11 protein-coding genes and 1 tRNA gene are annotated in these 12,196 nt (G+C 54.4%); 6 read left to right on the top strand and 6 right to left on the bottom strand.

What is annotated here, in order from left to right; translation table 11 throughout:
* Nucleotides 1-6 precede the first annotated feature (6 nt).
* Nucleotides 7-909 (bottom strand): DNA-binding transcriptional regulator YafC, encoded by a 903-nt coding sequence (yafC, locus tag ACE3MN_RS21660; protein WP_004133867.1) that lies wholly within the window; start codon nucleotides 907-909, stop codon nucleotides 7-9.
* Between the two features lie 104 nt (nucleotides 910-1,013).
* Between yafC and ACE3MN_RS21655 the strand changes: the two genes are divergently transcribed.
* The 3 genes from ACE3MN_RS21655 to ACE3MN_RS21645 all read left to right on the top strand — a co-directional run bounded on the left by ACE3MN_RS21655 (nucleotide 1,014) and on the right by ACE3MN_RS21645 (nucleotide 3,960).
* Nucleotides 1,014-2,204, top strand: a complete 1,191-nt coding sequence (locus ACE3MN_RS21655; RefSeq protein WP_004133865.1) for an MFS transporter — start codon at nucleotides 1,014-1,016, stop codon at nucleotides 2,202-2,204.
* Between the two features lie 103 nt (nucleotides 2,205-2,307).
* Nucleotides 2,308-3,105 (top strand): endonuclease/exonuclease/phosphatase family protein, encoded by a 798-nt coding sequence (locus ACE3MN_RS21650; RefSeq protein WP_024359141.1) that lies wholly within the window; start codon nucleotides 2,308-2,310, stop codon nucleotides 3,103-3,105.
* An 84-nt stretch (nucleotides 3,106-3,189) separates the two neighbouring features.
* Nucleotides 3,190-3,960 (top strand): class I SAM-dependent methyltransferase, encoded by a 771-nt coding sequence (locus ACE3MN_RS21645; RefSeq protein WP_004133862.1) that lies wholly within the window; start codon nucleotides 3,190-3,192, stop codon nucleotides 3,958-3,960.
* A gap of 57 nt (nucleotides 3,961-4,017) precedes the next feature.
* On the opposite strand, the gene mltD is transcribed toward ACE3MN_RS21645, so the two are convergent.
* Nucleotides 4,018-5,385, bottom strand: coding sequence for a murein transglycosylase D (gene mltD / locus ACE3MN_RS21640; protein ID WP_024359140.1), 1,368 nt, complete (start codon nucleotides 5,383-5,385; stop codon nucleotides 4,018-4,020).
* A gap of 71 nt (nucleotides 5,386-5,456) precedes the next feature.
* The gene (gloB, locus tag ACE3MN_RS21635; RefSeq protein ID WP_049086174.1) at nucleotides 5,457-6,212 is read right to left on the bottom strand and encodes a hydroxyacylglutathione hydrolase; all 756 of its coding nucleotides are present in this window, start codon (nucleotides 6,210-6,212) and stop codon (nucleotides 5,457-5,459) included.
* A gap of 32 nt (nucleotides 6,213-6,244) precedes the next feature.
* Between gloB and ACE3MN_RS21630 the strand changes: the two genes are divergently transcribed.
* Nucleotides 6,245-6,967 carry a class I SAM-dependent methyltransferase gene (locus tag ACE3MN_RS21630; RefSeq protein ID WP_004133856.1) on the top strand — a complete coding sequence of 241 codons (723 nt, stop codon included), beginning with the start codon at nucleotides 6,245-6,247 and terminating at the stop codon, nucleotides 6,965-6,967.
* On the opposite strand, the gene rnhA is transcribed toward ACE3MN_RS21630, so the two are convergent.
* Entirely contained in the window at nucleotides 6,964-7,431 is a 468-nt protein-coding gene (rnhA, locus tag ACE3MN_RS21625) for a ribonuclease HI (protein WP_004129160.1), read from the bottom strand. The two genes, ACE3MN_RS21630 and rnhA, sit on opposite strands and share 4 nt — an antisense overlap.
* Before the next feature lie 65 nt (nucleotides 7,432-7,496).
* Between rnhA and dnaQ the strand changes: the two genes are divergently transcribed.
* A complete protein-coding gene (dnaQ, locus tag ACE3MN_RS21620) occupies nucleotides 7,497-8,228 on the top strand; it encodes a DNA polymerase III subunit epsilon (RefSeq protein WP_004133854.1) in 732 nt (243 codons plus the stop codon).
* A 132-nt stretch (nucleotides 8,229-8,360) separates the two neighbouring features.
* Nucleotides 8,361-8,437 (top strand) — tRNA-Asp (locus tag ACE3MN_RS21615).
* A 245-nt stretch (nucleotides 8,438-8,682) separates the two neighbouring features.
* Here the strand turns inward: ACE3MN_RS21615 and ACE3MN_RS21610 are convergent.
* Both ACE3MN_RS21610 and fadE read right to left on the bottom strand, forming a co-directional pair.
* On the bottom strand, nucleotides 8,683-9,453 hold the full coding sequence (locus ACE3MN_RS21610; RefSeq protein WP_004133852.1) for an amidohydrolase: 771 nt from the start codon (nucleotides 9,451-9,453) through the stop codon (nucleotides 8,683-8,685).
* Between the two features lie 182 nt (nucleotides 9,454-9,635).
* Nucleotides 9,636-12,080: an acyl-CoA dehydrogenase FadE gene (gene fadE, locus ACE3MN_RS21605; protein WP_131930411.1), complete on the bottom strand. Its 2,445-nt coding sequence runs from the start codon at nucleotides 12,078-12,080 to the stop codon at nucleotides 9,636-9,638.
* Nucleotides 12,081-12,196: the final 116 nt, after the last annotated feature.

The raw sequence follows: 12,196 nt of genomic DNA, 5'->3' as shown, positions 1-12,196 counted from the left end.
ACCCTGTTACAGCTCCTTCGGGAGCTGTTTTACATGCTCGCTAAGAAAGTCGATAAAGGCTCTGATCCGCGTGCTTACGGCCCTGTCGCTGTAGTAAACCGCGCTAAACGGCATTTCAATCGGCAGCCGTTTGTCAGCCAGCAGCTCGACAAACGCCCCTTCAGCAATCTCCTTATCCACCATATAGTCCGACAGACAGGCGATTCCGTTACCGGCCAGGCACAGCTGCTTAAGCGTTTCTCCGCTATTGGAAGATATCTCGCTTTCGATTTCCAGTAGCTGACCATCACAGCAGGAGATTGGCCATGTATTCAATGAAACGGGTTCGCTAAAGCCCAGACACTGATGATGTTTTAGCTCAGCGACGCTTTGCGGCGTTCCATGGCGAGCAAGATAGTCCGGTGAAGCGATAATTTTGCGGTAGCTATTGAACAATGGCCTGGCGCGCAGGCTGGAGTCGGTCAGCGTACCGGCGCGGATCGCGACGTCGACTTTCCGCTCGATCAGATTGATAAAGGTTTCTGACGAAACCAGCGTAAGGTTCATCTCCGGGTAGCGCTCGCGGAAGGGTCTTATCAAAGGCATCAGAAAATGCAGTATCACCGGCGTTGCGGCGTCAACCCGTAACAGACCTCTTGGCGTCGTACGGCTCTCCAGAAGCTCATTCTCGGCAGCGGCCATCTCCTGAAGCACAACCTGCATGCGACGGAAATAACGCTCTCCCTCTTCAGTCAGGCTTAGCTGACGGGTCGTACGATTAAGCAGGCTCACGCCGAGCTTTGATTCCAGCTTTTTCACCGCCCGGCTGACGGCGGAATTAGCCTGACCTAGCTGTTCGGCTGCGCGACTAAAGCTGCCGCTTTCAACCACGGCGACAAAAATGGCGATTTCTTCTGAGGTAGCTCTCATTATTGCACCTGTGGCAAAATTCTATTGATACTTTGACTATTTTTGTTATTAAAACATCTCTTCATACTACGTGTCATCTTAATCATGTTGATACGGAGTACATTATGCCGCTGGCGCTACTGGCCTTAACTATCGGTGCCTTTGCTATTGGCACGACCGAATTTGTCATCGTGGGCCTGGTGCCCACTATCGCAGAACAACTTGCTATTTCGCTCCCCTCTGCGGGGCTGCTGGTTTCGATCTATGCACTCGGCGTGGCGATTGGCGCCCCGGTACTCACCGCGCTGACCGGGCGGATGCCGCGTAAACAACTGCTGCTCGCGTTAATGGCGCTGTTTACCGCCGGCAACCTGCTGGCCTGGCAGGCGCCGGGCTATGAAACTCTGGTTCTGGCACGCCTGCTGACGGGGCTGGCGCACGGGGTTTTCTTTTCGATCGGATCGACAATTGCGACCAGCCTGGTCCCGAAAGAGAAAGCGGCTTCGGCGATTGCGATTATGTTTGGCGGTCTGACTGTTGCGCTGGTGACCGGGGTGCCATTAGGCACCTTTATCGGCCAACATTTTGGCTGGCGTGAGACGTTCCTCGCCGTGTCGATCCTTGGCGTCATTGCGTTAATGAGCAGCCTTATTCTGGTGCCGAATAACATTCCTGGCCGCGTCAGCGCGGGATTGCGCGCCCAGCTGCAGGTTCTGACCCATCCTCGTTTGCTGATTATCTACGCCATTACTGCTTTAGGATATGGCGGCGTATTTACCGCTTTTACCTTCCTGGCGCCGATGATGCAGGATCTTGCCGGATTTAGCCCAGCGGCCGTTAGCTGGATCCTCCTCGGCTACGGTGTATCTGTGGCGGTGGGCAACGTATGGGGCGGAAGGCTGGCGGATAAACACGGCGCCGTGCCCGCGCTGAAGCTGATTTTTGCCGCGTTAGTTGCTTTACTTCTGATCTTTCAATTTACGGCCAGTTTGCAGTATGCGGCGCTGGCGACGGTATTGGTGATGGGCATCTTTGCTTTTGGTAACGTTCCGGGCCTGCAGGTGTACGTGGTGCAGAAAGCGGAGCAGTATACCCCTGGCGCGGTTGACGTTGCCTCTGGCCTGAATATTGCCGCCTTTAATATCGGGATTGCCTTAGGATCGGTGATTGGCGGTCAGACGGTAGAGCATTATGGTCTGGCTCAGACGCCGTGGATTGGCGCGTTAATTGTTCTGGTCGCACTGTTACTGGTGGTTCTCAGCGGTCGGCTCGATAGGCCTCGGCGCCGTACTACGGCTCTTTCCGTAGAAGGATAAAGGTTTCTGGCAAATTGCATTGAAAGTGTATACAAAAATCCCTATAACAGAAGAACCAGCCGCAGTCGGGCTGGTTTCCTGTTATCGAGGTTTGATGCCTAAATTGCGAAAGAATACCTATGCCATGCGCTATGTCGCCGGACAACCCGCGGAGAGAATCTTACCTCCGGGGTCGTTTGCTGGCATGACTCCGGCTTTTCCGGCCGGGGTACCGTTAAGCTCGGATGAGAAAATCCGCGTGCTGGTGTGGAACATCTTCAAGCAACAGCGCGCCGAGTGGAAATCCGTGCTTAATAATTTCGGTAAAGATGCTCACCTGGTGTTATTGCAGGAAGCGCAAACCACGCCTGAGTTAGTGAAATTCGCCACCTCCAACTATCTGGCCGCGGACCAGGTTCCGGCTCTGGTGCTCCCGCAGCATCCTTCCGGGGTCATGACGTTAGCTTCCGCGCACCCCATTTACTGCTGCCCTCTGCGCGAACGCGAGCCTATCCTGCGGCTGGCAAAGTCAGCGTTGGTCACCGTTTACCCGTTACCGGATTCCCGTCTGCTGATGGTGGTGAATATCCACGCGGTCAATTTTAGTCTTGGCGTTGATGTCTACAGCAAACAGCTGCTGCCGATTGGCGACCAGATTGCCCATCACAGCGGGCCGGTGATAATGGCGGGCGACTTTAACGCCTGGAGCCGTCCGCGAATGAACGCTTTGTATCGCTTTGCGCGTGAAATGTCGCTGCGCGAAGTCCGCTTCTCTGACGATCAGCGCCGTCGCACTTTTGGTCGTCCGCTTGATTTTGTGTTTTATCGGGGGTTAAGCGTGCACGACGCTTCCGTGCTGGTGACCCGCGCCTCCGATCACAACCCTCTACTAGTCGAATTCAGTCCCGGCAAGCCTGATTAATTAAGGTATGTCAGGCCTGCCATGGGGCAGGCCTGCGTATGCATGGTGCTGCCTTTATTACTCAAACTACCGAAGGACAATGCAATGACAACACGCTCTCATCATGACAACGTCGAAAAACAGTTTGGCTCACAGGCCAGCGCCTACCTGACCAGCGCCGTACACGCTTCCGGGCGGGATTTACAGCGCCTGGCCGAACGGCTGGCGGACTTCCCGCAGGCCCACGTGCTGGATATGGGATGCGGCGCCGGACACGCCAGCTTTGCGGCGGCAGGGCAGGTTGCCCAGGTGACGGCATATGATTTATCCAGCCAGATGCTGGACGTGGTGGCTCAGGCCGCAAGGGATAAAGGTTTCACCAATATCGCCACTCAGCAGGGCTACGCTGAATCATTGCCTTTCGCTGATGCCAGCTTTGATGTGGCGATCAGCCGTTATTCTGCGCATCACTGGCACGACGTCGGCCAGGCATTGCGCGAAGTGAAGCGGGTGCTGAAGCCGGGTGGGGTGATGATTATTATGGATGTGATGTCGCCCGGTCACCCTGTTCGCGACGTCTGGCTGCAAACCGTTGAAGCCCTGCGCGATACTTCCCATGTCCGCAACTACTCCAGCGGCGAGTGGCTGGCAATGGCGAGCGAGGCCGGTTTGGTGATAAATCATCTGCTGACCGATCGCTTGCCTCTGGAGTTCAGCTCATGGGTCGCGCGGATGCGGACGCCTGCGGCGCTGACGGAGGCGATTCGTTTATACCAGGACAGCGCATCAGCGGAGGTTAAGGCCTATTTTGCCTTGCAGCAGGACGGTTCGTTCACCAGCGATACGATTATGTTTGAGGCCCATAAGGCAATCTAACCCAGAGATAAAACAAAAGGCACCGCGAGGGTGCCTTTTTTAATGCCTGCTGAATCATCAGGATTCTGGTCTGTCGCTGTTCTTCACATACAGCGTTAGCTGATCGCCGGGCTTGAGGTTGCCAGTATCGCTATTCCAGCGCATCACATCGCGGATGTTCACGCCATGACGTTTCGCAATGCTCGACAGAGAGTCGCCTTTACGTACGCGATAGGTAATGCTATCGCTATTGTTCGCCAGACGTTCCGCGCTGCTGCCTGCGCCAATCACCAGATTCTGCCCCACTTTCAGGCCAGAGCCGCGAATGCCGTTCCACTGCTGCAGATCTTTCGCTGATACCCCGAGACGCGATGCAATGCCGGAAAGGGTATCACCGGAGCGCACCTGGTAGCTGCGGCTGGTCAACGGTCTGTTGTCTGCAAGCTGAGTCGGCTGTACGGCGGCAATATCGCCAGAGGCCAAAGATTCACGCAGCTGCGCCGCGTGCTTCTGCGGAACCAGGACGTAATTGGGGCCGTTTGCACCCAGAGTCGACCCCTTCACGCCGGCGTTGAACGTTTTCAGCTTGCTGACAGGCATTCCTGCCATATCCGCCAGTTGTGAAATCTCAACCGGACTGTCGAGGCGTACACGCGCCAGGGCACGGCTTTCGTCTGCCGTCGGCAGCCTTACGCCGTAACGCTTGCTGTTCTTGAGTATATCGCTCAGGGCCAGCATTTTGGGTACGTATATTTTGGTTTCCTGCGGTAATGACAGCGACCAGAAATCGGTGGGTTTACCCCGTGATTTGTTCGCTTTGATAGCCTTCATTACCCGGCCTTCGCCGCTGTTATACGCCGCGACGGTTAACAACCAGTCGCCGTCGAACATTTTGTTCAGACGTTGCATCATGTTTAACGCTGCCGTGGTTGAGGCAACGATGTCACGACGCGCATCGTAACTGCGGGTCTGTTTCAAACCATAATTGCGCCCGGTGCTCGGAATGATCTGCCAGATGCCTGCGGCATTGGCGCCAGACGTTGCGTGCGGGTCAAAAGCGCTCTCCACTATGGGTAGTAATACCAGTTCCATTGGCATGTTACGTTTCTTAACTTGCCCGGCTATCCAGTACATATACGGCTCTGCCCGTAAAGTTACATCGTGGAGATAGCTCTTATTTCTTAAGTACTTCTGTTTTTGTTCGCGAATCCGGACATTTTCCGGAATTCCCATCTTTAGCTCGTCGCCTATCGAAGTCCACAGATCCTGGTCTTGCGCGTAGAAGGTTCCATCATCTAACCAGCGCGCTCGACTTGTGAACTTGCTTGCTTCCCCTTGACTCGCTGCAGAAAGGCTCTGTGCGTGCTGTTGTACGGTGCCATCGTTCTTAGACGCCTGGCACCCCACCAGCAGGACAGAGGCGAGTAAAATCGCTCGTGCCTTCATGTGTGTGTCAATAGTTGCTTAAAAGACGAGCAAGGATAACGGTGAAGTCGGCTGAAGACAAGAATTAAATATCAGAAGTCGTCTTTCTTTGACCTTAACCATGCAAATCGCTGAGCAGAGTGTTGCAAATTTGTTTCTTTGCTAATTTCTTTAATTAAATCATCATCATCTGTGCGAAGAAATAAATTTATACGACGCTCATTTTTCAGAATTACGGGGAGTGTTTTTTGGTTTTTTGCACGTAACTCATTAACTTTGTGATAATAATCATTTATATCCCTATCATGGGGAAGGATGCTCATTGCAAACTTCATATTTGCTAATGTGTACTCATGTGCGCAACATATTAAGGTTTCGTCAGGGAGGGCGTTAATCTTCTTAAATGATTGATACATCTGCTCTGCAGTCCCTTCGAACAGTCTGCCGCAGCCGCCGGAAAACATTGTGTCGCCACAAAATAGATAAGGTGCGCTGAAGAAACAGATGTGTCCTAAAGTGTGACCTGGCGTGGCAAAAATAGAAAATTCGCGGCCCAAAACAGAGATGCTTTCTCCGTCCTTGACGATGTGGGTTATGCCCTTATCCTGGGTTTCTGCCGGTCCGTAAACCGCTATGGCCGGAAATTTTTCCCGCAGTTTTTTTACGCCGCCAACGTGGTCGTGGTGATGATGCGTCAACAGGATAGCTTCCGGCTGCCAGCGATTTTGTTCAATGGCGGCGAGTACCGGAGCGGCTTCTCCCGGGTCGACTATCAGGCAGCGCCCGCTATCTTCACTAAGAACCCAGATGTAGTTGTCCTGAAATGCGGGAATACTGATAAGATTCATAAATTACCTCTAATGCGTAGCGGAAGGTTGCGATGAAGCCGGCAAGGATACCTCAAACAGTTACAGCGCCAGAGCACTGGTCCAGCATGCCGTGGGGCGAATACTACCGCGAGTCGCTGGAACGGCAGATGAAGCCCTGGCTCGCTAAATTATATGGCTTTCATTTACTTAAGATTGGCAATCTGAGCGCGGAAATCAATACAGAATCCTGTGCGATTTCCCATCAGGTGAATGTCTCTTTACAAGGAAATCCGGTGCAGGTAAAGGCCGATCCGCTGCATTTGCCTTTTGCCGAGAAGTCGGTCGATGCCTGCCTGCTGGCGCATACCTTACCGTGGTGCAGCGATCCGCATCGACTGCTGCGGGAAGCGGATAGAGTGCTGATCGACGATGGCTGGATAATTTTAACCAGTTTTAACCCCATGAGCCTGATGGGTTTACGTAAGCTGGTGCCGGTATTACGCAATAAGCCCCCCTATAACAGCCGCATGTTCACCTTAACGCGTCAGATGGATTGGCTGGGGTTGCTTAATTTTGAAGTTATGCATTATGGGGGCTATCAGGTCCTTCCCTGGTCGCGCCACGGGGGGAAAATGCTCAGTACGCATCTCCCGGCGTTGGGATGTCTGCAGCTGATCATTGCCCGTAAACGCACTATCCCGTTGACGCTAAACCCGATGAAATCGGGCAAAGCAAAAAAACGGATACCGCAGGCGGTAGGCGCCACGCGTCAGTGGCGCAAGGGGCAGAATTAGCTTTCCGCCTGATAACCGATGTCGTCCCGGGTTGGGTTAGATGCCGCCGCGCGCGCCAGTTCGTCGCAGCGTTCGTTTTCCGGATGCCCGGCGTGGCCTTTAACCCATTCCCATTTGATCTTGTGTTGACCCAGCGCGGCGTCCAGGCGCTGCCAGAGATCGACATTTTTTACCGGTTTCTTGTCCGCCGTCTTCCAGCCGCGTTTTTTCCAGTTGTGGATCCACTGCGTAATCCCCTGACGCACGTACTGGCTGTCGGTACTGAGGATCACTTCACAATGTTCTTTCAGCGCTTCCAGGGCGACGATGGCGGCCATCATCTCCATGCGGTTGTTCGTCGTAAGGTTAAAGCCTTCGCTAAAAGTTTTTTCTTTCCCGCGATAGCGTAAAATCGCACCGTAGCCGCCGGGGCCTGGATTTCCCAGGCAAGAACCATCGGTGAAAATTTCTACCTGTTTGAGCATCTCTGGTAGACTTCCTGTAATTGAAATCGATACGTAAAACGGTAAGTCTGACATAAATGACCGCTATGAGCACTGCAATTACGCGACAGATCGTTCTCGATACCGAAACCACCGGTATGAATCAGATTGGTGCGCACTATGAAGGGCACAAGATAATTGAAATCGGTGCGGTGGAGGTGATCAACCGCCGCCTGACCGGAAACAACTTCCACGTCTATTTAAAGCCGGACCGGCTGGTGGATCCTGAAGCGTTTGGCGTTCACGGCATTGCGGACGAATTCCTGATGGATAAGCCCGCGTTTGGCGATGTGGTCGATGAGTTCATCGACTATATCCGCGGCGCGGAGCTGGTCATCCATAACGCATCGTTTGATATCGGCTTTATGGATTATGAATTTGCGAAGCTGAATCGCGGAATTCCGAAGACGGATACCTTCTGTAAGGTGACCGACAGCCTGGCCCTGGCGCGTAAAATGTTCCCGGGCAAGCGTAACAGCCTTGATGCCCTCTGTTCACGTTATGAAATAGACAACAGCAAGCGAACGCTGCACGGCGCGTTGCTCGATGCCCAGATTCTGGCTGACGTCTATCTGATGATGACCGGCGGCCAGACGACGATGGCTTTCTCAATGGAAGGGGAAGGTCAGCAGCAGGCCGGAGAAATGGGCATTCAACGCGTTGTTCGCGCTGCCAGCAAATTACGGGTGGTTTATGCCTCCGATGAAGAGTTGATGAACCATGAATCGCGGCTCGATCTGGTGCAAAAGAAAGGCGGAAGCTGCCTGTGGCGCGCCTGATTTACCCGTAAACGCGCTAAAAATAGCCTGATGGGCGATTTTTGCAGCAAGCGATTCAAAAATGAAGAAAAAGCGTTGACGGGGTAGAGGGGAATCCGTAATATTCGCCTCGTTCCCAAGGGAACAGTAAGTGGAGCGGTAGTTCAGTCGGTTAGAATACCTGCCTGTCACGCAGGGGGTCGCGGGTTCGAGTCCCGTCCGTTCCGCCACTATTCAGAAAGCCTGAATCAGCAATGATTCAGGCTTTCGTCGTTCTGGCCCGTGCCGTTTCCTGAGCCAGGCCTTCACACACGCTTCTATCCTCTCGATAACATGCCGACTCTCGGCGCAGCCCGCATGCCTTGCGCAAATCGCATTGATGGGTGACAGGTAAACTTTTTTGGCTTTGCTGCCGGCCTGACGCGCGCGTTTGCGGCATAAGAAAGGGAGCCATGGCTCCCCGAGTTTGCTTGCTTTAGTTGAGCGTGAAGGGGTCAGCGTCCTGCCAGGCCGGAAACTTCTCGCGATACTCTTTTAGCGACGTCAGCGAAAGCTCAGCGTCCAGGCGGGTTGCCTGATGCGGTTCGGCCGTCGCGATAATCTCGCCCTGCGGGGTAATTATCCGGCTATCGCCCCGGTAATGATGCCCGTTGCCATCGGTGCCGACGCGATTGCATCCGGCTACATAAGCCTGATTTTCGATAGCCCTGGCGACCAGCAGCGACTGCCAGTGCATTGAACGTGGGGCGGGCCAGTTGGCAACGTACAGCGCTAAATCGTAGTCGTTATGGTTGCGTGACCACACCGGGAAACGCAGGTCGTAGCACACCAGCGGCAGAATTCTCCAGCCGCGCCATGCAAAAATAACCCGTTCGTTACCCGCCTCGTAATGATGATGTTCATCCGCCATGCGAAACAGGTGCCGTTTGTCATAGAAATGGATTTGACCGTTGGGCTCAACCAGCAAAAAACGGTTAACCGGACCGCGGTCCGTTTGTAGCGCGGCGCTACCGGCAATCAGCGCGTTGGTTTGTGCGGCTTTAGCTTCCATCCAGGCAACCACTTCCTCTTGCGATAGCGACTGTTTTGCTGCCTCCATCGCGAAGCCAGTGGTAAACATTTCGGGTAAAACAATGAGGTCACGCCCGGTTATCCCTTCCAGTTGACGATCGAAATGGCGCAGGTTGGCGGGACCGTCCATCCACACCAGCGGTTGTTGTAAAAGGGTTATTTTCAGTCCGGGCACGGTGGTGAACTCCAGTATGATGAGAGGAATTATAATGATTTTAACACCATATCAGCCGAGGGACGGCTCAGGGAATATTTTGTAAAAGAATGACAGCCCTGGAAATACCCTTCGATGAATTATCTGAAAAAAGAGAGGCGGGGAAGTCCCCGCCTCGATCGTGATGTGATTATTTGGGCTTTTTAAGCTGCTTCAATCTTGCGGACTTTCTCCGGCAGCTTTACCGGCCGGGTCGCCAGTTCATCCGGGGCGAAATCGTCGACGTTAATGCTGCGCAGTCGGCTGGTTTCAGCCCGGACCAGAATGTCCGCCTCGTCCTGATTGATTAACCCTTTTGCCAGCGCGTTGTGGGCCAGCTCATCAAGACGCGTAAACGACAGATTCTTGCCCAGCTCTTTGCACAGGCGCTGGTGGATGGGGTCTGCCGCCATGACATCAAGCAGCGCCTCTTCCAGCAGGCCGACCGGGTTATGCTCGCTCGGCGTCAGATACTGACCGCGGCCGATACGCGAACGCGTCGCGCTCGGGACCTGCAGAATTTTCGCTACCTTATGATCCAGCTTGTCTGAAGGCGCCAGGTAATGACGTCCGGTCGGGAAGATGGCCACGCGAAGCGCTCCGGCGACCAGACGATTTGGGAAGTTGACCAACAGATCGTCAATCGCCTGCTCGGCCTGATACAGCGCATCCTGTACCCCCCAGTGAACCAGCGGTAAGTCCGCTTCGTTACGCCCCTCATCGTCATAGCGTTTCAGGACCGCCGACGCCAGGTACAGCTGGCTCAGCACATCTCCCAGACGCGCAGAAATTCTTTCACGACGCTTCAGGCTACCGCCCAGTACCGCCATTGAGACATCGGACAGCAGGGCCAGGTTGGCGCTCAGTCGGTTCATATGTTGATAGTAGCGACGAGTGGCATCGCGGGTCGGCGTGCTGCTGGTGAGACCGCGGGTCAGGCCCAGCCAGAAACTGCGCACTTTATTGCTCCCCACGTGCCCGATGTGTTTAAACAGCAGCTTATCGAAAGCGTCGATGTCGTTATTCTGCGCCGCCGCCATTTCATCCAGCACGTACGGATGACAGCGAATCGCTCCCTGGCCGAAGATCATCATGCTGCGGGTCAGGATATTCGCACCTTCAACGGTGATGGCGATCGGCGCGCCCTGATAGGCTCGCGCCAGGAAGTTACCGCTGCCGAGCATAATGCCCTTACCGCCGGTAATATCCATTGCGTCAATAATTGAACGCTGGCCACGGTGGGTGCAGTGATACTTCACAATTGCCGACAGTACCGCGGGTTTTTCGCCAAGCATAATGCCGTAGGTAATCAGCGAGGCGGCGGCGTCCATTACGTAGGCATTGCCTGCGATACGCGCCAGCGGTTCTTCGATCCCTTCCATTTTACCGATAGAGATTTTGAACTGGCGGCGAATGTGCGCGTAGGCGCCGGTAGCCATGGCGACGGATTTAAGGCCACCGGTAGCGTTTGAGGGCAGGGTGATGCCGCGACCAACCGATAAACACTCAACCAGCATCCGCCAGCCCTGACCGGCCATCGACGGGCCGCCAATAATGTAATCGATAGGAACGAAAATATCTTTCCCCTGGGTCGGGCCGTTCTGGAACGGAACGTTCAGCGGGAAATGGCGACGACCGATTTCAACGCCGGGAGTGGTGGTCGGGATAAGCGCACAGGTGATACCCAGCTCTTCTTCCCCGCCCAGCAGGCGGTCAGGGTCGGAGAGTTTGAACGCCAGCCCCAGCACGGTAGCGATAGGCGCAAGCGTGATATAGCGTTTATTCCAGGTCAGACGCATGCCCAGCACCTGCTGGCCCTGCCATTCGCCCATGCAGACGACGCCGGTATCCGGAATGGCGCCGGCATCGGAACCCGCTTCCGGGCTGGTCAGCGCGAAGCACGGAATTTCCTGACCGCGAGCCAGGCGTGGCAAATAGTGGTTTTTCTGCTCTTCCGTACCGTAATGCTGCAGCAGCTCGCCCGGGCCTAATGAGTTCGGCACGCCGACGGTAATCGCCAGGATTCCGGAGACACCCGACAGCTTTTGCAGTACGCGAGCCTGCGCGTAAGCGGAGAATTCCAGCCCGCCGTACTCTTTCTTAATGATCATCGCGAAGAAGCGATGCTCTTTCAGATAGGCCCACAGCTCCGGCGGCAGATCGGCCATCTCGTGGGTAATTTCGAAGTCGTTTGCCATTCGGCAGGCTTCTTCGACCGGGCCGTCAATAAAGGCTTGTTCTTCAGCGGTGAGGCGCGGCTGCGGATAGTTGTGCAGTTTCTGCCAGTCGGGATTGCCGCGGAACAGATCGCCTTCCCACCATGTCGTACCGGCGTCAATCGCTTCTTTCTCGGTGCGCGACATCGGCGGCATGACCTTACGGAAAGCGCGGAACGCCGGGACTGAAATCATGGATTTACGCATCGGGGCAAGGTTGAACGGCAGCAAAACGATCGCCAGCGGAATTAGCAGCCAGATATTCCACAGCCCCGCAGCGCCGAGCGCGGCGGTCCAGACAAGTAAAATCGCGCTGCTGAGCAGCAGATTGATTCGGTGATAAAAGAGCGCACCGAGTAAAACTACGGTTGCAACAATACTCAAAATCATCATAGATAAATGCTCCCTGTCTTGTAGGAGGTCTGACCACTTGTGATGATATGGTTGTAGTGGATGTAATTTGTTTTAGCAATGTGTTTACAAAATAATTACAACCTTGCTCACATTGT

The organism is Klebsiella grimontii (assembly GCF_042137965.1).
GTDB lineage: Bacteria > Pseudomonadota > Gammaproteobacteria > Enterobacterales > Enterobacteriaceae > Klebsiella > Klebsiella grimontii.
The sequence above is the reverse complement of the archived record's forward strand: the minus strand, read 5'-3'. Positions and strand labels throughout refer to the sequence as shown.